The sequence below is a fragment of the Streptomyces sp. NBC_01006 genome (genome assembly GCF_045162725.1).
Lineage (GTDB): Bacteria > Actinomycetota > Actinomycetes > Streptomycetales > Streptomycetaceae > Streptomyces.
Window position 1 is genome coordinate 3,396,296 of record NZ_CP108700.1, and the last position, 20,022, is coordinate 3,416,317.

At 70.7% G+C, this 20,022-nt stretch carries 17 protein-coding genes; 5 read left to right on the forward strand and 12 right to left on the reverse strand.

Annotated features, from left to right (window positions below):
• Positions 1-146: 146 nt before the first annotated feature.
• The 3 genes from OG509_RS15365 to OG509_RS15375 all read right to left on the reverse strand — a co-directional run bounded on the left by OG509_RS15365 (position 147) and on the right by OG509_RS15375 (position 4,325).
• Positions 147-1,913, reverse strand: coding sequence for an LCP family protein (locus OG509_RS15365; RefSeq protein WP_406183135.1), 1,767 nt, complete (start codon positions 1,911-1,913; stop codon positions 147-149).
• A gap of 224 nt (positions 1,914-2,137) precedes the next feature.
• The gene (locus OG509_RS15370; RefSeq protein WP_406183136.1) at positions 2,138-3,346 is read right to left on the reverse strand and encodes an LCP family protein; all 1,209 of its coding nucleotides are present in this window, start codon (positions 3,344-3,346) and stop codon (positions 2,138-2,140) included.
• A gap of 202 nt (positions 3,347-3,548) precedes the next feature.
• On the reverse strand, positions 3,549-4,325 hold the full coding sequence (locus OG509_RS15375) for a helix-turn-helix domain-containing protein (protein ID WP_406183137.1): 777 nt from the start codon (positions 4,323-4,325) through the stop codon (positions 3,549-3,551).
• 233 nt (positions 4,326-4,558) lie between these two features.
• Here OG509_RS15375 and OG509_RS15380 point away from each other — a divergent pair, with 233 nt between their 5' ends.
• A complete protein-coding gene (locus OG509_RS15380) occupies positions 4,559-5,020 on the forward strand; it encodes a glycine-rich domain-containing protein (RefSeq protein WP_406183138.1) in 462 nt (153 codons plus the stop codon).
• A 68-nt stretch (positions 5,021-5,088) separates the two neighbouring features.
• Positions 5,089-5,898 carry a class I SAM-dependent methyltransferase gene (locus OG509_RS15385; RefSeq protein ID WP_406183139.1) on the forward strand — a complete coding sequence of 270 codons (810 nt, stop codon included), beginning with the start codon at positions 5,089-5,091 and terminating at the stop codon, positions 5,896-5,898.
• On the opposite strand, the gene OG509_RS15390 is transcribed toward OG509_RS15385, so the two are convergent.
• Positions 5,865-7,022 carry an acyl-CoA dehydrogenase family protein gene (locus tag OG509_RS15390; protein WP_030156437.1) on the reverse strand — a complete coding sequence of 386 codons (1,158 nt, stop codon included), beginning with the start codon at positions 7,020-7,022 and terminating at the stop codon, positions 5,865-5,867. The two genes, OG509_RS15385 and OG509_RS15390, sit on opposite strands and share 34 nt — an antisense overlap.
• 194 nt (positions 7,023-7,216) lie before the next feature.
• Here OG509_RS15390 and OG509_RS15395 point away from each other — a divergent pair, with 194 nt between their 5' ends.
• Positions 7,217-8,560: a UDP-glucose dehydrogenase family protein gene (locus OG509_RS15395; RefSeq protein WP_385589487.1), complete on the forward strand. Its 1,344-nt coding sequence runs from the start codon at positions 7,217-7,219 to the stop codon at positions 8,558-8,560.
• Positions 8,561-8,632: 72 nt separating this feature from the next.
• Here the strand turns inward: OG509_RS15395 and OG509_RS15400 are convergent, their stop codons facing one another.
• The 4 genes from OG509_RS15400 to OG509_RS15415 all read right to left on the reverse strand — a co-directional run bounded on the left by OG509_RS15400 (position 8,633) and on the right by OG509_RS15415 (position 12,746).
• Complete coding sequence (locus tag OG509_RS15400; protein WP_406183140.1) at positions 8,633-9,784, reverse strand: dipeptidase; 1,152 nt, start codon at positions 9,782-9,784, stop codon at positions 8,633-8,635.
• Positions 9,785-9,898: 114 nt separating this feature from the next.
• Positions 9,899-11,077, reverse strand: a complete 1,179-nt coding sequence (locus tag OG509_RS15405) for a dipeptidase (RefSeq protein WP_406183141.1) — start codon at positions 11,075-11,077, stop codon at positions 9,899-9,901.
• On the reverse strand, positions 11,074-11,610 hold the full coding sequence (gene purE, locus OG509_RS15410; RefSeq protein WP_406183142.1) for a 5-(carboxyamino)imidazole ribonucleotide mutase: 537 nt from the start codon (positions 11,608-11,610) through the stop codon (positions 11,074-11,076). Before purE ends, OG509_RS15405 begins: the two co-directional genes overlap by 4 nt.
• Positions 11,607-12,746: a 5-(carboxyamino)imidazole ribonucleotide synthase gene (locus tag OG509_RS15415; RefSeq protein ID WP_406183143.1), complete on the reverse strand. Its 1,140-nt coding sequence runs from the start codon at positions 12,744-12,746 to the stop codon at positions 11,607-11,609. Before OG509_RS15415 ends, purE begins: the two co-directional genes overlap by 4 nt.
• Positions 12,747-12,980: 234 nt before the next feature.
• Here OG509_RS15415 and OG509_RS15420 point away from each other — a divergent pair, with 234 nt between their 5' ends.
• Positions 12,981-13,511, forward strand: a complete 531-nt coding sequence (locus tag OG509_RS15420) for a GtrA family protein (protein ID WP_406183144.1) — start codon at positions 12,981-12,983, stop codon at positions 13,509-13,511.
• 16 nt (positions 13,512-13,527) lie between these two features.
• Here the strand turns inward: OG509_RS15420 and OG509_RS15425 are convergent, their stop codons facing one another.
• Together OG509_RS15425 and OG509_RS15430 are read right to left on the reverse strand one after the other, a co-directional pair.
• A complete protein-coding gene (locus tag OG509_RS15425) occupies positions 13,528-14,793 on the reverse strand; it encodes an ATP-binding protein (RefSeq protein WP_406183145.1) in 1,266 nt (421 codons plus the stop codon).
• A gap of 15 nt (positions 14,794-14,808) precedes the next feature.
• Complete coding sequence (locus tag OG509_RS15430) at positions 14,809-15,486, reverse strand: response regulator transcription factor (protein WP_099891841.1); 678 nt, start codon at positions 15,484-15,486, stop codon at positions 14,809-14,811.
• A gap of 496 nt (positions 15,487-15,982) precedes the next feature.
• Between OG509_RS15430 and OG509_RS15435 the strand changes: the two genes are divergently transcribed.
• The gene (locus OG509_RS15435; RefSeq protein WP_406183146.1) at positions 15,983-17,500 is read left to right on the forward strand and encodes a peptide MFS transporter; all 1,518 of its coding nucleotides are present in this window, start codon (positions 15,983-15,985) and stop codon (positions 17,498-17,500) included.
• A 101-nt stretch (positions 17,501-17,601) separates the two neighbouring features.
• Here OG509_RS15435 and OG509_RS15440 read toward each other — a convergent pair whose 3' ends face one another.
• Positions 17,602-18,942: a hypothetical protein gene (locus OG509_RS15440; RefSeq protein WP_406183147.1), complete on the reverse strand. Its 1,341-nt coding sequence runs from the start codon at positions 18,940-18,942 to the stop codon at positions 17,602-17,604.
• 14 nt (positions 18,943-18,956) lie between these two features.
• The gene (locus OG509_RS15445; RefSeq protein ID WP_406187583.1) at positions 18,957-20,015 is read right to left on the reverse strand and encodes a neocarzinostatin apoprotein domain-containing protein; all 1,059 of its coding nucleotides are present in this window, start codon (positions 20,013-20,015) and stop codon (positions 18,957-18,959) included.
• Positions 20,016-20,022: the final 7 nt, after the last annotated feature.

The following is a 20,022-nucleotide window of genomic DNA, read 5'->3' on the forward strand; positions in this document are numbered from 1 at the left end:
CGGCCCTGCTGGCCCGGCTGCTGGCCTTGCTCGGTCGTGCTCGGCTCGCCTGCCCTGCCGTGGTGCGGCGCCGCGGCCGGCGGGCCGGCTCCCGGCCGGCCCGTCCGCGCGCCCGCGGCCTTGCGTCCCTGCCTGCCTCGGCCGCCTTACTTGGCGCAGATCGCCTTGTCGGCCTCGACCCGCTGGATGTCATCCGGAGCCTTCTGCGGCGCGTTCAGCGAGACCCCCGCCCCCTTGAAGTCTGCGCCGAGCGTCAGCTTCATCGGGGTCTTGGGCGCGGCGTCGGCCGAACCCATCTTCAGCGCCGTGGCCGGCAGCCCCATCATGTCGGCCAGCGCCCGGGCCTGGTCGGCCTGGTTGGGCGCGTACTCCAGCTGGGTCGTGTCGACCTTGGCGGGCGCGTTGCCCCGGTTGCTGGCCTTGTTCACGCCCTTGCTGTTCTGCAGCCAGGCCAGCGTGGTGGACGCGGAGCCGCTGGGGCCTCCGCCGTTGTAGACGTCCACCCGTACGTCGCCGGCCGGGGCGCGGTTGCCCTGGAGCAGGGCGTCCGCCTTGCCCTTGGCCTCCGCGTCGGCCGCGTCCTTCGCCGCCTGCTCCTTCTTCTCGACCTCCGTCAGGGAGACGTCCCCCTGGATCATCTTCAGCAGCGGATCGGCCGACCCGTGCTCGATGACGACGGTCGCCTTCTTGCCCTCGGGCTCGGCCGGGTTGTCGAGCACAGGGAGCGTGGTGAAGGTGATGTTCTTCAGGTCCATGTCCTTCAACTCACCGGCGAGGTTGGTGAGTTTGTCGATGGACCCTATGCCCGAGTCGACGGTCAGCGACTTGGTGGCCGCCTCCGCGAGGGAGAAGAACTTCTTCGGACTGGTCAGCGTCTCCTTCGACTTCATCTCGCGCATCATCGAGCCCAGGAACTGCTGCTGGGTCTTGATCCGGTCGAGGTCTCCGTGGTTGCCGAACGAGTGCCGGGTCCGTACGAAGGCCAGGGCCTGCTCGCCCTGCAGCCGGTGCTCGCCGGCGTCCAGCTTGAGCTTGGAGTCCTTGTCGTCCACGGGCTTCGCGAGGCAGACCGGAACGCCGCCGACCGCCGTGCTCAGCACCTTCACCGCGTTGAAGTCGACCATCATGAAGTTGTCGACGGTGATCCCGGTGATCTCCTTCACCGTACGCATGGTGCAGCCCGGGTCGCGGCCCTCCTGGCCGAGGCTGATGTTGAACCGGGTCCCCTTCTCGCCGGGGATGGTCTTCGTCGAACCGTCCGGCTGCTTCGTCGGGCAGGCCGGGATGTTCGTGATCAGGTCGCGCGGGATGGACAGCGCGGTGGCGTTGCTGCGGTCCTTGGAGACGTGGAAGAGGATCGTGGTGTCGGCGTGGCCGACGCTGTCCGCGTCCCCGTAGCCCTCGTTGCCGGCGCCGCTGCGCTTGTCGGTGCCGATGACCAGGATGTTGATGGGCTGATCCTTCTTGAACCCGCCCGTGCCCGCGTCGCCGACGTCGGTGACGTTGAGGTTGTTGTTCAGGTGGTCGTAGTAGAGGTACGCGCCGACCGAACCGCCGACCAGCAGGAACGCCAGGGTGCCGCCGATGACGACCAGGATCTTCTTGCGCCGGCCGCCGCCACCTCCGCCGCCCTTGCGCGGCCGGCCGCCGCGCCGCCCGGGCGGACCCTCGCCGCGCCGCGGCGAGGGCACCGCCGGGGACGGGGCCTTGGGGGTCTTGGGGGCCTTGGGTGCCGCCGGCGCGCCCGGCGCACCGGCGCGGGCCGACGACGGTCTGCGAGGTGCGGCGACGGAGGGCTGCTGCTGCGCAGCGGAACGGTCCAGTCGCAGTTCGTAGTTGCCAGTGCGGGGGTTGAGCACCCACTGGTCTGCGGGGTCGATCTCGTCTGCCCGCCCACGGCTTTGCGCATCCACGGTTGCTCGAATCCTCCGTCGGTGCCTCGCGACGCGTCTCCCCCAAGACGCCCGGTCAACGATCCGGCTGCTGGTGCACGGCCTCTTTTCTGGCCGGGGCACCGGATCGCTCACCCTATCCGCCCTGGTCAACTGCAAACCATGGTGGTGACAAATTCCACTCCCCTTATAACGGGGCAAACCCCTCAAGGCCTTCGGTTCGGACACCGGCTTTGGGGATTGCTTTACCGGCAATCGGCCGTACCCGCCGTGGTTCCCGTGAAGGTGGGGACGGGCGCGGGGGCGGATCCGGTTCCCTTCGGGGGCGCCGAGGCCTCGCCTTCGGCGGCGCGGCCGGTCTCCGGGGCCTGTTCGGTTTCGGCCGTCGGCGGGGTCACCGTGAGCGGCCTGTCCATCCGCAGCTGCTCGAAGAGTTGGGCCGCCTCCGGCTGCACCAGCTCGTCCCGGTTCGGGTCGGCGGCGTACGGGCGGCGGGGCACCGTCAGGAACTTGACCTGCTCGGCCGGTATGTCCCGGACGCCCCGTACCAGTTCGTACAGGCCGCGCAGCGAGGCAAGTCCCGGGTCCGTGGTCACCGAGGAGGTCGCCGCGTCCAGCAGCGGGTACAGCCGGCCCGGGTTCAGCAGCACCCCGGTGCTCTGCACCTTCTTGACCAGCGAGCCTAGGAACTGCTGCTGGCGCTCCATCCGTTCGGTGTCGCTGCCGTTGCCCAGGCTGTAGCGGGCGCGGACGAAGCCGAGGGCCTGCTCGCCGTGCAGGGTCTGCCGGCCGGCCGGGAGCTTCAGCTTCGCCTCGGAGTCGTCCATCGGCTGCTTGAGGCAGATCTCCACCCCGCCGACCGCGTCGACCATCTTCTTGAACCCGCCGAAATCCACCACCATGTGGTGGTCGATCCGGATTCCGGTGAGTTTCTCGACCGTACGGATCGTGCAGGCGGCCCCGCCCCACTGGTACGCCCAGTTGAACTGCGCGAGCCGCTCGGCGCTGCGGTTCCCGTCCGCCGTCAGGCAGGCCGGGATCCAGGTCATCAGGTCCCGGGGTATCGAGACCGCGGTGGCGCTCCTGCGGTCCGCGGGCAGGTGCAGCAGGATCGCGGTGTCCGAGCGCTCGGTGCCGCGGTCCTGCCCGTAGCGGGCGTTCTCCTTGCCGGAGCGCGAGTCCGAGCCGATCAGCAGGATGTTCTGCGAACCGCCGACAGCGTGCGTGGGGCGCTCGCGCTCGTAGCGCTCCAGCTCGGCCGCCGCGGAGGTGTCCTCGGTGATGTTCCCGTCGAGCTTGCGGTAGAGCCACCAGCCGGCCGCGGCCCCGCACAGGACCAGCAGGGCCAGCCCGAGCGCGATCCAGCGCAGCAGGCGGCGCCGGCGGCCGCGCGGAGACTTCGAGGAGCCTCCGGCCGCTTCGGTGCCGCCCGGTATGCCTGCGCTGTCCGTCACTGGCGTTCCGTCCCCTCACCACACGTGCGGGCCGTACGACTGAAACCACGACCCCAGCCGATCGTGCCCCCACCCCACCACCCCGGCCCGGGGACAGCCCCCTGTCTAGACCCATGTGGGTGACAAATAGCAGCAACACGAACGGCCCCCGACACAACGCCGGGGGCCGTTCACGGGCTGTGGGCTATCTGCTGTCCGGCCCTTACTCGGGGGCGCGGCTGTATCGCTCCAACGTCGCCTTCGATGTGGACTTGTCCACAAGCCGCAGTTCCCACGGCCCCGTGTTCACGTCAAAGTCCTTCCCGAAGCCGACCCACTTCCCGGCCATCCGTCGCCCGGTCGGCTCGACCAGGAGCTGAACGGCCCCGTGGTAGCGGGCCCCGTTGTAATAGCCGTCCGAAGCGGTCTGCTCCACCCATGACCCGGTCACCACGTTGCGGTCAACGGTCAGATCCAGCGTGAGCGGGCTGTCCGGGTTCGACGACGCCCCCGGCAAGCTATGAGCGGTCAGCCGGTTGCCGTGCTGGACGATCACGACGTAGTGCTTGCCCTCGTACGTGTCTCCCCGGCTGGACGAGTAGAACTCGTATCGGCTGAGCCATACCCCCGCGAACGTCTCCGCGACGCTCGGTGCAGCCGACTGAGCCCCTACGGCGTAGGTGACACCCTCTGCCCCTGTATCCATGTCGTGCCCTCCTGTCCCGTCTGCGTGGACCCTCGCCATCGGCACGGGCAGGGAGAACCCCAGGGCCTCGACGGGTCGGCCGGTGACCCGCTCCAACGCCCTCGCGTACACGCCTCGGGGTGTCTTGCTCGTGCCTGACTCCCAGCGCTGCACCAGACGCTTCGACGCTTCGTTGGGTTCTCCCAGCTGTTCCCCTGCCCGGCGCAAGGCCTTGGCAAAGTCGTCTTGGCTCAAGCGCAAGCCGATACGCACGGCCCGCAGCACGTCATTGGGCACCACGGCGGTCGTCGTCACGACGTCAAAGCTAGACCCAACCCCCGTGTAATGGCACCGGTTTGACGCCCCTGGGGGCGTCAATGACGCCGCCCTGCCGAGAGACGCCGAGCTGACGCCCGAAGTGTCGTCGCTCTGCCCTTCCGGCGGCAGGAACATCTAGCTCACGGACGCGGTGACCTCTCAGCCTCATGGCGTCCGGCACCCCCCTGCAAGTGCCCCCGAGGTTCCGTATCGACAAGGAAGGCACAACAGTGACGATCACCCGGCATAACACCAGCAGCACCCTGAACCTGATCGGCTCCAGCCTCCGGGCCGACCTCATCACCATGGTCCGCGAGGACTACTGGCCGGAGGTCACCGACGACCAGGGCAACCGGGGCGTGGAGCAGCTCGCCGCGTTCCTCGCCGTCGCCGCGACCACCACGGAGAAGGTGACCCCCAGCCTCCGCGTGGATCTGTTCTGGCACGCGTTCGTGCTGCACACCAAGCCGTACGCCGATTTCTGCGACGCGCTCGGCGGCGGGTTCATCCACCACTTCCCGGACCGCAACAGCGGCCACAACCCCGCAGAGGGCCGGGCCGCGATGCGCCGGACGGCCGGCGTGATCCGCGAGGCCGGATACCGGACCGACCCCGAGTTCTGGCCCCTCGACGGCGCGGCCGACTGCACCCAGTCCTACGCCGGGTGCTCTGACAGCCCCGTCAGCAACTAGCCGGTCCCCCGCGTCAGCCGCCCGGTATCGTGCCGGGCGGCTGTCGCCATGACCGAGAACGGACACCGATGACTGACGCTCGCAGCGCCGCATGGGACACCTATTCGCAGAGCAAGCCCCAGCGAAGGCAGACCAACGCCAAGGGTGAAACCACCTGGTTCAACTGGACCCAGTACGCCGACCACGGCCCCGGCGCCGAGGTACTGGCACTCAACCCGGGTGACACCGCACTCGACCTCGGTTGCGGGTCCGGTGGAAACCTCGCCCACCTTGCCACCCTCGGTATCAAGGCCATCGGCGTGGACATCTCCGCGAAGCAGCTCGACAAGGCCCGGGAGCGGTGGCCGGACGTGGGCGGCATGGAACTGCACCAGGGCGAGGCCCTGGCCTACCTCGGCGAGACCTTCACCATTTTCGACGCCGTGTTCAGCGTCTTCGGCGTCGCCTGGTTCACCGACCCCGGCCTACTGCTCCCCATCGTTCACGCCACCCTCAAGCCGGGCGGGGTGTTCGCCTTCTCTCAGCGGCCGCCCGTCGAAGGCTGCTACGGGTGCCAAGCGTCGTACATCCCTCGCGGCCCCGAGGAAGACCCCGCCATCGTGAAGCGGTGGGACTACCAGCCCGATATCTGGTGCTCGCTCCTCAAGGAGTACGGGTTTCCCGAGGTGACTGCTGCTGTGCTCCCGGCCCCTGAGGAGGACAAGCGCACCACGGGCACGCTCCTGGTCCGCGCCGTGAGGGAAGGCCCCCAGCATCACGCCGGGGGCCTTCGGGCCCGAACGGAGCGGAAGCCGACCGCCGCTCCGGGATCACCGGAGAAGGCGGCTGACCTGCGAAAACCCTGCTACGGCAGGTTCCTCGCCATGACGATCCGCTGAACCTGATTCGTTCCCTCATAAATCTGGGTGATCTTCGCGTCGCGCATCATGCGCTCGACCGGGTAGTCGCGGGTGTAGCCATAGCCGCCGAGGAGCTGGACGGCGTCCGTGGTGACCTCCATGGCGATGTCGGAGGCGAAGCACTTGGCCGCCGCGCCCAGGTACGTCAGGTCGGCGTCACCGCGCTCGGAGGCGGCGGCGGCCTGGTAGGTCAGGGCACGGGCGGCCGAGACCTTCATGGCCATGTCGGCGAGCATGAACTGCACGCCCTGGAAGTCGCCGATCGGCTTGCCGAACTGCTTGCGCTCCTGGACGTAGCCCTTGGCGTAGTCCAGGGCGCCCTGGGCGATGCCGAGCGCCTGGGCGGCGATGGTGATGCGGGTGTGGTCGAGGGTCTTCATCGCCGTGGCGAAGCCGGTGCCCTCGGCGCCGATCATGCGGTCGGCCGGGATCCGCACGTTGTCGAGGTAGACCTCGCGGGTCGGGGAGCCCTTGATGCCGAGCTTCTTCTCCGGGGCGCCGAAGGAGACGCCCTCGTCGGACTTCTCGACGACGAAGGCGCTGATGCCCTTCGAGCGCTTCTCCGGGTCCGTCACGGCCATGACCGTGTAGTACTCGGAGACGCCCGCGTTGGTGATCCAGCGCTTGACGCCGTTGAGGACCCAGAAGTCCCCGTCGCGCACGGCGCGGGTCTTCATGCCGGCGGCGTCCGAGCCCGCGTCGGGCTCGGAGAGGCAGTACGAGAACATGCCGTCGCCCTTGGCCAGCGGGCCGAGGTACTTCTTCTTCAGGTCCTCGGAGCCGGAGAGGATCACCGGGAGCGAGCCGAGCTTGTTCACGGCCGGGATCAGGGAGGAGGACGCGCAGACGCGGGCCACCTCCTCGATCACGATCACGGTGGCCAGCGCGTCCGCGCCGGCGCCGCCGTAGATCTCGGGGACGTGGACGGCGTGCAGGTCGTTGGCGACGAGCGCGTCGTGGGCCTCCTGCGGGAAGCGGGCCTCCTCGTCGACCGCGGCGGCGAACGGCAGGATCTTCGCCTCGGCGAGCGAGCGGACGGACTCGCGGAGCATGTCGTGCTCCTCGGCCGGGCGGTACAGGTCGAAGTCGGCAGAACCCGCCAAGACTCTCACTCCCCAAGTGTGATGCGTGATGCTAACTACCGTTAAGTAACCCAAATCTTAGTGTCCGGCGTCCCGGCAGCGATATGTACGGGGTACGTGAGCTGCGTGACAGCCGGGTCTCCTGGGGAACGTCCCCCCGGACCGGCCCGACTATGCTCAGTGGCCGCAAACGGCCCCGCACCTCTGGAGCACCCATGGCCCCCCTCAGGATCACTGTGATCGGCACCGGCTACCTCGGCGCCACCCACGCTGCGGCGATGGCGGAGCTGGGCTTCGAGGTGCTCGGGCTGGACGTGGTGCCGGAGAAGATCGAGATGCTGTCCGCGGGCCGGGTGCCGATGTACGAGCCCGGGCTGGAGGAACTCCTCGCCGCGCACGTCGAGGGCCTGCCGGGCTCCACCGGGCGGCTGCGCTTCACGCAGTCCTGGGAGGAGGTCGGCGCCTTCGGCGACGTCCACTTCGTCTGCGTGAACACCCCGCAGAAGCACGGCGAGTACGCGTGCGACATGAGTTACGTCGACTCCGCGATCGAGTCCCTCGCCCCGCACCTGACCCGGCCGGTCCTGGTCGTCGGCAAGTCCACCGTGCCCGTGGGCTCGGCGGAGCGGCTCGCCGCGAAGCTGGCCGGGCTGGCCCCGGCCGGCGACGAGGTCGAGCTGGCGTGGAACCCGGAGTTCCTGCGGGAGGGCTTCGCCGTACAGGACACCCTGCACCCCGACCGGATCGTGATCGGCGTCCAGGGCGACCGCGGCGAGAAGGTGCTGCGCGAGGTGTACGGGACGCCCATGGCGGAGGGCACCCCGCTGGTGGTGACCGACTTCCCGACCGCCGAGCTCGTCAAGACCGCCGCCAATTCCTTCCTCGCCACCAAGATCTCCTTCATCAACGCGATGGCGGAGGTCTGCGAGGCCGCCGGCGGCGACGTGGTCAAGCTGGCCGAGGCCATCGGGCACGACGACCGCATCGGCAAGAAGTTCCTGCGCGCCGGCATCGGCTTCGGCGGCGGCTGCCTGCCCAAGGACATCCGGGCCTTCATGGCGCGCGCGGGCGAGCTCGGCGCGGACCAGGCGCTGACCTTCCTGCGCGAGGTCGACTCCATCAACATGCGCCGCCGCGGCCACATGGTCGAGCTGGCCCGCGAGGCCGTGGGCGGATCCTTCCTCGGCAAGCGGGTCGCGGTGCTCGGCGCCACCTTCAAGCCGGACTCCGACGACGTACGCGACTCCCCCGCGCTGAACGTGGCCGGGCAGATCCACCTCCAGGGCGGCCAGGTCACCGTCTACGACCCGAAGGGCATGGACAACGCCCGCCGCGTCTTCCCGACGCTCGGGTACGCGGACTCGGCGCTGGAGGCGGCCCGCGGCGCGGAGGTCGTCCTGCACCTCACCGAGTGGCGCGAGTTCCGCGACCTCGACCCGGTGGAGCTGGGCGCCGTCGTCACCGACCGTCTGATCCTCGACGGCCGCAACGCCCTGGACACCGACCGCTGGCGCGCGGCCGGCTGGACGTACCGCGCGATGGGCCGCCCGCGGGCCTGAACCCCGGACCAGGGACCGGAACCGGGGACCTGAACCGGGACCCGGACCGGGGACCTGGACCGGGGGCCTGGATCACGCCGGTCTGCGGTGCTGGGCGGCGCGGGCCGTGAACTCCGCGCCGCGCAGCACCCTCTGGGCGTTGCCCCAGGTCAGCAGGGCCAGGTCGGTTTCCGACCAGCCCCGCTCCAGCAGTTCCGCGACCAGCCGCGGATAGCCGGAGGGATCGGTCAGACCCGTCGGCCGGGGGACGCCCGGCTCGGTGCCGAAGGTGGCGCCGAGGCCGACGCAGTCCGGGCCGGCGACGGCCCGTACGTGTTCCACGTGGTCGGCCACCGCGTGCAGGGAGTCCCCGGTCTGCGCGGCGTCGAAGGTGACCATCGCCAGACCCTGCGCGGCCCGCAGGGCCAGCAGCACCTCGTCGGTCACGTTCCCCGGATGCGGGTTCAGCGCCGCGGCCGCCGTGTGCGAGACGACCACCGGGGCCTTGGAGGCACCCGCGAGCTGGCAGGCCACCTCCGGCGTGCAGCCGGTCAGGTCCACCAGCATCGCCAGCCGGTTCATCTCCTTGACCACCTCGTGGCCGAAGGGCGACAGCTCCTCCCGGGCCCAGGGCGCTCCCGCGGGCGCGAGGATCCGTACGCCCAGTGCGTGGAAGGCGCGCAGCGCGCCCAGCGAATCGGTCAGCGTACGTCCGGGTACGGGGCCCAGGAACGAGGCGATCCGGCCCCGGTTGCGGGCATCGGCCATGTCGTCCGCGGTCAGCGCGAGGCACAGGCCGTCCGGGTAACGGCGCATCAGGGCCAGCGCCACGTCGATCTGGTCGAGGGTGTCGGACACCACCTGGTCGGCGCCCGCGGCCTCGCGCGGCGGCAGCAGCGACCAGAACTGGGCGCCGACCCCGCCGGCGCGCAGCCTCGGGATGTCGGTGTCGACACCGCTGTCGGGCGTTTCGATGTCGTGGTACGGGCTCTGGCGCAGGGTCCATACGAGGGTGTTGTACCCGTCGGCGACGGGATGTACGGACAGCAGCGCGACGGCCCGTTCCAGGGCGCTGCCCGCCACCGGGGCGGGCGTGTCCTCGGCTCGGGCGGAGCCGGGGCCCACGGGGACCGTTTCGGCGGCGTACGCGGTGTGCGCCGCATAGGCGGCGTTCGGTTCATCCTGCAGGTCGGCCATGGCGTTCGGCTCCGGTCTCGGCGGCAGCAGGGAGAGAGATGCTGCCACCGTGACACGCCAGGCGGCCGGGCCGCCCGGCAGATGTGGCGTTCGGGTGTCACCCGCAGGTCACACCCCTCGCCGCAGCCGCCGGGCAGGCCCGCCGCCGTGTCGCCGGCGGGGCTACAGCACCGCGTTCGAGGGGCCGCGGGACGCCGAGAGCTCGCGCGCCACCGCCTCCGCGTCGCGCAGCGCCCGTACGGCGTTGGACCAGGTCAGCTTGGCCAGGTCGGCCCGGGACCAGCCGCGCGTGAGCAGCTCCGCGATCAGGTTCGGGTAGCCGGCCACGTCGTCCAGCCCGGCCGGGGTGAAGGCCGTGCCGTCGTAGTCCCCGCCGATGCCGATGTGGTCGACGCCGGCCACCTCGCGCATGTGGTCCAGGTGGTCGGCGACCGTGGCGGCCGTGGCCACCGGGCGCGGGCGCTCGGCCTCGAAGGCCCGGTGCAGGGCCATCGCCTCGGGCGTGGTGTCGAGGTGGTGGAAGCCGTGCGCGCGCAGGTTCTCGTCGGCGGCCAGGGTCCACTCGACGGCCGCCGGGAGGATGAACTTCGGTACGAACGTGGCCATCGCGACGCCGCCGTTGGCCGGCAGCCGCTCCAGCACGTCGTCCGGGATGTTGCGCGGGTGGTTGCAGACCGCCAGCGAGGACGAGTGCGAGAAGATCACCGGCGCGGCCGAGACGGCGAGCGCGTCGCGCATCGTCGTCGCGGCGACGTGCGAGAGGTCGACGAGCATGCCGACGCGGTTCATCTCGCGGACGACCTCGCGGCCGAAGTCGCTGAGACCGCCGTGGCGCGGCTCGTCGGTCGCCGAGTCCGCCCAGTCGATCGTGTCGTTGTGCGTGAGCGTCATGTACCGCACGCCCAGCTGGTGCAGGGCGCGCAGCGTGGCGAGCGAGTTGTTGATGGAGTGGCCGCCCTCGGCGCCCATCAGCGAGGCGATCCGGCCGTCGGCGCGGGCCGCCTCCATGTCGTCGGCCGTCAGCGCCCGTACGAGGTCCGCCGGGTAACGCTCGATCAGCTGGGCGACGGCGTCGATCTGCTCCAGGGTGGCGCTGACCGCCGTGTCGCCCGCGTAGTCGGAGCGCACGTACACCGACCAGAACTGCGCGCCGACCCCGCCGGCGCGCAGCCGGGGGAGGTCGGTGTGCAGCCGGCCGCGCTGGTCGCCGGCGATGTCGCGCCGGGCCAGGTCGTAGCGGACCTGCTCGCGCAGCGCCCACGGCAGGTCGTTGTGCCCGTCGACCACCGGGTGCTCGGCGAGCAGCTCCCGCGCCTCGCTCAGGCGCTGCGCGGCGCTCACTTGCCGAATCCGAAGGAGTCCGCGCCCGTGACCTTCGCCCGCAGCCGCTTGCCCTTCTCGGTGGCCTGGTCGTTCAGCTCCTGCTGGAAGTCCTTCATGCGGGCGAGCAGCTCCGGGTCGTGGGCGGCCAGCATCCGTACGGCCAGCAGCCCGGCGTTGCGCGCCCCGGCGACGGAGACGGTGGCGACGGGAACCCCTGCGGGCATCTGGACGATCGACAGCAGGGAGTCCATGCCGTCGAGGTACTTCAGCGGGACCGGGACGCCGATGACCGGCAGCGGGGTGACGGACGCGAGCATGCCGGGCAGGTGGGCGGCGCCGCCGGCCCCGGCGATGATCGCCTTGAGGCCGCGCCCGGCGGCCTGCTCCCCGTACGCGACCATCTCGCGCGGCATCCGGTGCGCCGAGACCACGTCGACCTCGTAGGGGATCTCGAACTCGTCCAGGGCCTGCGCGGCGCCCTCCATGACGGGCCAGTCGGAGTCCGAGCCCATGACGATGCCGATGACGGGACCTGCGGTGGAGGTGCTCATGCGGTGATCGTTCCCCTGAGGTAGCCGGCTGCGTGGCGTGCGCGTTCCAGCACATCGTCCAGGTCGTCGCCGTAGGTGTTGACGTGGCCGACCTTGCGGCCGTGTTTCACGTCCTTGCCGTACATGTGGATCTTGAGCTGCGGGTCGTGGGCCATGCAGTGCAGGTACGCCGCGTACATGTCGGGGTAGTCCCCGCCGAGCACGTTCGCCATGACCGTCCAGCGGGCCCGGGGGCGCGGGTCGCCCAGGGGGAGGTCCAGGACCGCCCGTACGTGGTTGGCGAACTGGGAGGTGATCGCGCCGTCCTGGGTCCAGTGGCCGCTGTTGTGCGGGCGCATCGCCAGCTCGTTGACGAGGATCCGGCCGTCGGTGGTCTCGAACAGCTCCACGGCCAGGTGGCCGGTCACGCCGAGCTCCTTGGCGATCCTCAGGGCGAGGGCCTGGGCCTCGCCCGCGAGGGCCTCGGAGAGGTTCGGGGCGGGGGCGATCACCGTGTCGCACACGCCGTCGACCTGGATGGACTCGACCACGGGGTAGGCCACGGCCTGGCCGTGCGGGGAGCGGACGATGTTGGCCGCGAGCTCGCGGACGTAGTCGACCTTCTCCTCCGCCAGGACCGGCACGCCCGCCCTGAAGGGCGCCTCCGCGTCCTCCTGGCTGCGGACGAACCACACGCCCTTGCCGTCGTAGCCGCCGCGCACGGTCTTGAGGATGACCGGGAAGCCGCCCACCTCGGCCGCGAAGGCCGCCGCGTCCGCCGGATCGCTCACGATCCGGTGGCGGGGGCTCGGGGCGCCGATCTCGTCGAGCTTCGCGCGCATCACCCCCTTGTCGGCGGCGTGCATCAACGCGTCGGGCCCCGGGCGGACGGGGACGCCGTCCGCTTCCAGGGCCCGAAGGTGCTCGATGGGCACGTGCTCGTGGTCGAAAGTGATCACATCGCAGCCGCGCGCGAAGGCGCGCAACGTCTCCAGATCGCGATAGTCGCCGATGACGACATCGCTCACGACCTGGGCCGCCGAGTCCTGTGGGGTGTCACTGAGAAGCTTGAATCTGATGCCGAGGGGGATACCCGCCTCGTGGGTCATGCGGGCGAGCTGACCGCCGCCGACCATGCCGACTACCGGGAACGTCACCTCTCCAGGGTATCCGCCGGTATTCCGCCATCCGGACGTGACCCTGGCCCGTTCTGGTCGACGCGCGTAGCATTCACGCCCCGTGTGCCGTGCTGTGTGCAGTGCGTCGCACGGTGTGCGAAGGCACAGACGGGCCCCTGGGGCGACACTTAGCATGGGCGGGTTGACCGAAGGCGGCAGACGCCTCCACGGACGCCCCCGACCGGGGCGGTGACGACAGGACTGATCGATCACATGAGCACGCCGCAGCAGGGTTCCGCGCTCGAACGCGTACGGGGCCTCGCCCGCGAGGTCGCGAAGTTCGGGGCCGTCGGTGGCGTCGGTGTGCTCGTCAACCTGGGCGTCTTCAACCTGATCCGCCACACGACCGACCTCCAGGTCGTCCGGGCGAGCGTCATAGCCACCGTCGTGGCCATCATCACCAACTACCTGGGCTTCCGGTACTTCACCTACCGCGACCGCGCCCGCACCGGCGGCTCCCGCGAGCTGCCGCTGTTCGTGGCCTTCAGCGTGATCGGCCTGGTGATCGAGAACGGCGTGCTGTACACCGCCACGTACGGGTTCGGCTGGGACGGACCGCTCGCCACGAACGTGTTCAAGTTCATCGGCATCGGCACGGCCACCGTGTTCCGCTTCTGGTCGTACCGGACCTGGGTGTTCACGGCCCTGCCGGAGGCGGAGCCCGTCCCCGCCCCCGCCTCCGTGGTCGCCTCGCCGCGCGGCGGGGCGGCCGGGACCCGCGCCCCCGAGCCCGCCCGCAAGTAACGGGGGGAACACCCGCTCAGCGGACCGTCTGCTCCAGGGCCGGCCGCTCCGGCGCCGTCCGGCTCAGGAACAGCGCGAACACCGGCGGCTGCGTCTGCAGCAGCTCCAGGCGCCCGCCGTCGGCCTCGGCGAGGTCCCGGGCCACCGCCAGACCGATCCCGGTGGAATTGCGCCCGCTGATCGCCCGCTCGAAGATCCGGTTGCCGAGGTCCGGCGGAACCCCCGGTCCCTCGTCCGTGACCTCCAGCACCGCCTGGTTCCCGATCACCCGGGTACGCAGCGCGACCGTACCGCCACCGTGCATCAGTGCGTTCTCCACGAGGGTCGCCAGCACCTGCGAGACCGCGCCGGGGGTGCCGACGGCCCGCATGCCCGTCTTGCCGGAGCGCACGATGGCCCGCCCCGCACTGCGGTAGGCCGGCCGCCACTCCTCCACCTGCTGCTTGACGACCTCGTCCAGGTCGAAGGGGACCGCCGAGCCCGTCCGCGGGTCCCGCGAGTTCGTCAGCAGCCGCTCGACCACGTCCGTGAGCCGCTCCACCTGGGTCAGGGCGATGGTCGCCTCTTCCCGTACGGTCTCCAGGTCGTCGGTGACCGTGATCTCCTCCAGCCGCATCGACAGCGCCGTGAGCGGCGTGCGCAGCTGGTGCGAGGCGTCCGCGGCCAGGCGCCGCTCGGCGGTCAGCATCCGGCCGATCCGCTCCGCGCTGGAGTCCAGTACGTCCGCGACCCGGTCCAGCTCGGGGACCCCGTACCGCTTGTGCCGGGGCCGCGGGTCGCCCGATCCCAGCCGCTCGGCGGTCTCGGCCAGGTCTGTGAGCGGGGAGGCCAGCCGGTTGGCCTGCCGTACGGCGAGCAGTACGGCCGCCACGACGGCGAGCAGCGCCACCGCGCCCACCACGGCCAGGGTCCGCCCGACCTCCCGGGTCACCGTGGAGCGGGACTCCTCGACGACCACGGTCTCGCCCTGCTCACCCTTGGCGGTGCCGCGGATGACGCTGTCGGGGATCCGGTCGCCGACCTCCACGGGCGGCTGCCCGGGGACGGTGATCCGGGCGTGGCTGCCGATGTCCAGCTGCTCGGCGAGGGCCTGGCCGTCGATGGGCTTGTGCTCCAGGACGCTCGACTCGACGATGCCCACCAGGCGCAGCGCCTCGGACTCGATGCGGTCCTGGGCGCTGCTGGTGATCGTCCGGGTCTCGACGATCACCAGGGAGACCCCGAAGACGGCGATGACGACGAGCACCACGGCGAGCGTGGAGTTGATCAGGCGGCGGCGCATGGTCCGGGAGGCCGCTCAGCTCTTCTCGAAGCGGAAGCCGACCCCGCGGACGGTGGCGATGTAGCGGGGGTTCGCGGCGTCGTCGCCGAGCTTCTTGCGCAGCCAGGAGATGTGCATGTCGAGGGTCTTGGTGGAGGACCACCAGGTGGTGTCCCAGACCTCGCGCATCAGCTGGTCCCGGGTGACGACCCGGCCGGCGTCGCGGACCAGGACCCGCAGCAGGTCGAACTCCTTGGCCGTGAGCTGGAGCTCCTCCTCCCCCATCCACGCGCGGTGCGATTCGACGTCGATCCGCACGCCGTGGGTGGCGGGGGCCTGGGTCGCCTCGTTGGCGCCGCGCCGCAGCAGGGCCCGGACCCGGGCCAGCAGTTCGGCGAGGCGGAAGGGCTTGGTCACGTAGTCGTCGGCGCCGGCGTCCAGGCCGACGACCGTGTCGACCTCGTCCGCGCGGGCGGTGAGCACAAGAATGGGGAAGCCGTGGCCCTCGGCGCGCAGCCGGCGGGCGACTTCGAGGCCGTCCATGCCCGGCAGGCCCAGATCCAGGACGACGAGGTCGACGCCGCCCTGAAGTCCCGCGTCCAGGGCGGTGGGGCCGTCCTCCCGGACCTCGACCTCGTACCCCTCCCGGCGCAGGGCGCGGGCCAGGGGCTCCGAGATGGATGCGTCGTCCTCGGCGAGCAGTACACGCGTCATGTGGGTGATGGTAGTCCGCGGCGGGTGCGTGCAGGGGCGTGCCTGCACACCCCTGCCGATCTGGTCTTATGAAGGAGGGGGGCCTTCGAATGTGGCGAAACGGTTCCCGGCTCGCCTTGTGATCCATCTCTCAAGTCCTTTCATACGCCACAGTGTCGTGTCGTATGGTGGCGAGACGCCTTATGCACTACCTCTGAGACCTTTGTGCCGAAAAGCGCGCCGAAGGTCTCGATTCTGTCCGGATCGATCAGGGGGTCTTGACGACCTGCCTCATCGCGTTCGGTGACAGTGAATGACCTGTGGGCCGGGCCCCGCGCGCGAAGGATGCGTGACGGGGCGTGGATCCCGGTTACGGATGTCCCCTGCCCCCTTCCTCAAGGACGGGGGCAGACCCCTGGGCGTGGGGTGGGACAACCCGTCGCCGGTGCCGGCCACCCCCCACCCGGGCGCTGTTCCGCTCACGAAGCGAAGCGTCCCGAGCAAGCAAGGATCGACCATGGCTTCCAGCCTGACGAGGGGCTCGGCGGACCCGTCCACCGAGAAGACCTTCTTCGGCCACCCCCGTGGCCTGGCCACTCTGTTCATGACCGAGATGTGGGAGCGTTTCTCCTACTACGGCATGCGTGCACTCCTGGTGTACTACCTGGTCTCGGGCGGCGCCGACGCCGCCACGGGCAGCCAGGGTGGCGGTCTGGCCATGACCGCGGCCACCACCACGGCCATCTACTCCGTGTACGTCTCCATGGTCTACCTGATGGCCATGCCGGGCGGCTGGTTCGGTGACCGTGTCTGGGGCGCCCGCAAGACGGTCGCCATCGCCGGCTTCGTGATCATGGCGGGCCACCTCTCGCTGGCCCTCCCCGGCCAGGCGATGTTCTTCGTCGGTCTGATCCTCGTCGCGGCGGGCTCCGGTCTGCTGAAGGCCAACATCTCCACGATGGTCGGCCACCTGTACAACGGCCCGGAGGACCCGCGCCGTGACGGTGGCTTCACGCTCTTCTACATCGGCATCAACCTCGGTGCCTTCGTGGCCCCGCTCGTCGTCGGCACCGTCGGCAAGGAGCACAACTGGCACCTGGGCTTCGCCCTCGCCGCCGTCGGCATGGGCCTGGGTCTGACCCAGTTCCTGCTCGGCACCAAGCACCTGAGCCCGAAGAGCAGCGTGGTCCCGAACCCGCTGTCCGCGCAGGAGCGCAAGGCCGTCCTCACCAAGGTCGCGTTCGCGGTCCTGGGGATCGCCGTCTTCTACGGTGCCGTGGTCGCCCTCGGCGCGTACACCCTGAACTGGGCCCTGGTCCCGCTGACCCTGGCCGGCCTGTTCATCCCGATCGCCGTCCTGACGCGCATCAAGCGCGACAAGGACCTGTCGGGCGCCGAGCAGTCGAAGATGACCGCGTACATCTGGTTCTTCATCGCCGCCGCCGTCTTCTGGATGATCTACGACCAGGGTGGCTCCACGCTGTCCCTGTTCGCGGACGACAAGACCGCCGGCACCGTCTTCGGCTTCGACTTCTCGGCCACCTGGTACCAGTCGCTGAACCCGCTGTTCGTGATGGCCCTGGCCCCGGTCTTCGCCTGGCTGTGGGTGTGGCTGGCGCGCAAGAACCAGGAGCCGAACACCATCGTGAAGTTCGCGATGGGCCTGGTCCTGATCGGTGCCTCGTTCTTCGTCTTCATCGTCCCGATGGGCATGGCCGGCGACGGCACCAAGGTCTCCCCGATGTGGCTGGTCTCGATCTACATGATCCAGACCATCGGTGAGCTGTGCGTCTCCCCGGTCGGCCTCTCGGTCACCACGAAGATGGCCCCGCAGAAGTACGCCTCGCAGATGATGGGTGTCTGGTTCCTCGCGGTCACCGCCGGTGACTGCATCACCAGCCTCCTGTCCATCGGCGGTGTCGACCTCAACGGCACCTGGGTGATCGCCTTCCAGGCGCTCGCCGCGGCCCTGGCCGGCTTCGCGGTGTACGCGTACCGCAAGAAGGTCCAGGTGCTGATGGGCGGCGTGCACTGACGCACCCCCTCTGAAGCGCGCAGCGGCCCGGCACACCTCCTGGTGTGCCGGGCCGCCGTGTTGTCGCCTCCGTCGGGCCCTGCGTCATTCCCTCGTACGGGTTACCGCGTGCCGCGCAGGCGGCGCCAGGGGGTGAACGTGAAGACCGCGCCGCCGAGCAGGATCACCGTGCCGGCGACCAGGGCCAGGGCCTTGATCCCGCCCTCGTCCCCGGCGCCCGTCTCGGCGAGGCCGCCCGAGGCGCCGGCGGAGCCGGTGGAGCCGGTGGAGCCGGTGGAGCCGGTGGAGCCGGTGGAGCCGGTGGTGGCCGGCGAGCCGGAGCCGCCCTCCTGGGCGGTGGTGTCGAGCTCCAGCGAGACGCCGCTGCTGGCCGCCTTGCAGGGCACGTTGATCGGCGTGGACCCCGGGGCCATCGTGACGTCGATCGTCAGCTGGTCCGGGCTCAGCGTGACCTTGCCGGTCTTGCCGGGCTTGTAGGTGCCGGTCATGTCGCTGAGGCTGACCGGGGCCTTGTCCGGGATCGGCTCGGCGTTGGCCGGGCCGGAGACCTTGACCATGCCGCTGTCGGCGCCGCCGAGCTTGATGTTCATCGAGGGCTTGAGGGCGCCTGCCGGCAGGGCCATCGGGCTGGCCATCGCGCCCTTGGCGGTCTTGACGGTCAGGTCGTAGCTGCCGCCGTTCTTCTTGGCGTTGATCGTGACCGGGGTCTTGATGCCGCCGGGGACGACCGGGCCGCAGTCGAAGGCGACCTCGACGGGCTTGCCGGGGAAGTCGGTCTGGCCGCCGCCACCGGCGGTGGTGCCGCCGGTGGTCGCTCCGCCGTTGGTCGCTCCCCCGTTCGTGGCACCACCGTTCGTGGCACCGCCGTTGGTCGCCCCGCCGTTCGTGGCACCGCCGTTCGTCGTGCCGCCGCTGGTGCCGGCCGCCACGTCGATGGTGGCCCCGACGCCCACGGCGCCCGTGGGTGCGCACTTGGTGACGAAGGTGCCGAAGGAGAAGGTGACCGCGACGTCGTACTTGCCGGGGGTCAGCGTGATCTTGCCCGCTTTGGTGAGCTTCAGCTTCCCCTTCATCGTGGACATCTGCATGGGGGCCTTCTTGGGGATCGGCGGGTTCTTCTTCTCCCCGACGACCTTCAGCTCGCCGCCCCCGCCGCCCACCGTGATCCAGCCGGTGGGCTGGACCGAGTCCTGCGGGATGTCCATCAGGTCCGTGTTGTTCGAGGCCGGCTTCACGGTCTCCCAGGACACGTCGACCTCGTCGCCGACCTTCGCCGAGGCCGGAGCGCTGACCTTGGCGGTGGTCTCGCCCTCCACCGGGTCGCCGCCGCCCGCCGGCGGCACGCACTTGACGTTGAACTTGGTCTCCGCCGCCTGGGCGGGAGTGGCCCCGATGGCTATGCCGGCGCCGCCGAGCAGCAGCGCGATCACGGCCGCGCTCACCCTCCGTTGGGTCTTCACAAAGGTCCTTTCGTCGTCGGGCTGTTCTCAGACGGTGCGGACGCCTGTGGTGCGTGTGGGGATCTCGGCCCCGGCGCGCTGTCCGGGGTGAACCACGGCAGGACCGTGGTGGTCTGGGGGGAGTCCGGCGCGGCCGCCGGACCGGCCTCGAAAGCGCCCTGCTCCGGGGCGCTCGCGCCCCGGTGGCGACCGCCGCCCGCCGCCGGGCCGCGCGGGCGGACCTTGTCGACGACGGCCATGCCGATACGGAAGACCGCGGCCGGGATCACCAGCAGGAGCAGGCCCCAGAACAGCAGCACCCCGTACGGGCGGTCCACGCCCCAGGGCTGCGTGGCCACGACGTTGTCGCCGTACTTGAGGGAGACGGTGTAGTCCCCGTGCGCCCCCGCCGCGAGGCTGACGTCCAGCCGGACCTCCGCCTTGCCGCCCGGCGGGATCGTGCCCTTCCACCGGACCTCCTCCCACAGCGGCGCGAACACCCCGTGGGCGGTGCCGAGCTGGAAGACCGGGTCCTTGACCGGGGCCGAGCCGAGGTTGCCGACGGTGACCGTGAACTTCCGGACGGGCGGGGCGCCGAACCAGGTCAGCACCCCGTCCTCGCCCTCCAGCCGGACCCCGGTGAGCATCGCGAGGCGCGCCGTGCCGGACTCCGCCGGCAGCTCGGCCACCGGGTGGCCGGTGATCTTCAGCGGGGCGGCGACGGTGGACTGGTCCCCGTTGACGGAGGTCACGTTGACCACGCAGGGGCAGGGCTTGGGGGGTGCCGCCACGGCGAGTTCGGCGGTGAAGCGCCCGTCGTCGCCGACCGAGACCGCGGCCCCGTCGGCGTTGGCGCAGCTGTTGGTGCCGCCGATCATGTTCTGCCCGCAGACCAGCAGCATCACCAGGGTCTTGGCGCGCCAGCCGGTGCCGGTGACGGTGATCTCGGTGCCCTTCGCGGCCTCCTGGAGCGAGAGCGCCACGGCGGGCCTGCCCTCGTCGGCGGGGGCCGCCGGGGCGGGGGCCGGGAACAGGATCAGGGCGCACAGCGCCAGCCCCGTCGCGATGAGGGCCATGGCCTTG

What these genes read in the sequence shown, in the direction of transcription:
- OG509_RS15385 (WP_406183139.1), top strand. Translation starts at nt 5,089, where the DNA reads ATGACTGACGCTCGCAGCGCCGCATGGGACACCTATTCGCAGAGCAAG.
- OG509_RS15395 (WP_385589487.1), top strand. Translation starts at nt 7,217, where the DNA reads ATGGCCCCCCTCAGGATCACTGTGATCGGCACCGGCTACCTCGGCGCC.
- purE (WP_406183142.1), bottom strand. Translation starts at nt 11,610, where the DNA reads ATGAGCACCTCCACCGCAGGTCCCGTCATCGGCATCGTCATGGGCTCG.
- OG509_RS15420 (WP_406183144.1), top strand. Translation starts at nt 12,981, where the DNA reads ATGAGCACGCCGCAGCAGGGTTCCGCGCTCGAACGCGTACGGGGCCTC.
- OG509_RS15425 (WP_406183145.1), bottom strand. Translation starts at nt 14,793, where the DNA reads ATGCGCCGCCGCCTGATCAACTCCACGCTCGCCGTGGTGCTCGTCGTC.
- OG509_RS15430 (WP_099891841.1), bottom strand. Translation starts at nt 15,486, where the DNA reads ATGACGCGTGTACTGCTCGCCGAGGACGACGCATCCATCTCGGAGCCC.
- OG509_RS15435 (WP_406183146.1), top strand. Translation starts at nt 15,983, where the DNA reads ATGGCTTCCAGCCTGACGAGGGGCTCGGCGGACCCGTCCACCGAGAAG.
- OG509_RS15445 (WP_406187583.1), bottom strand. Translation starts at nt 20,015, where the DNA reads ATGGCCCTCATCGCGACGGGGCTGGCGCTGTGCGCCCTGATCCTGTTC.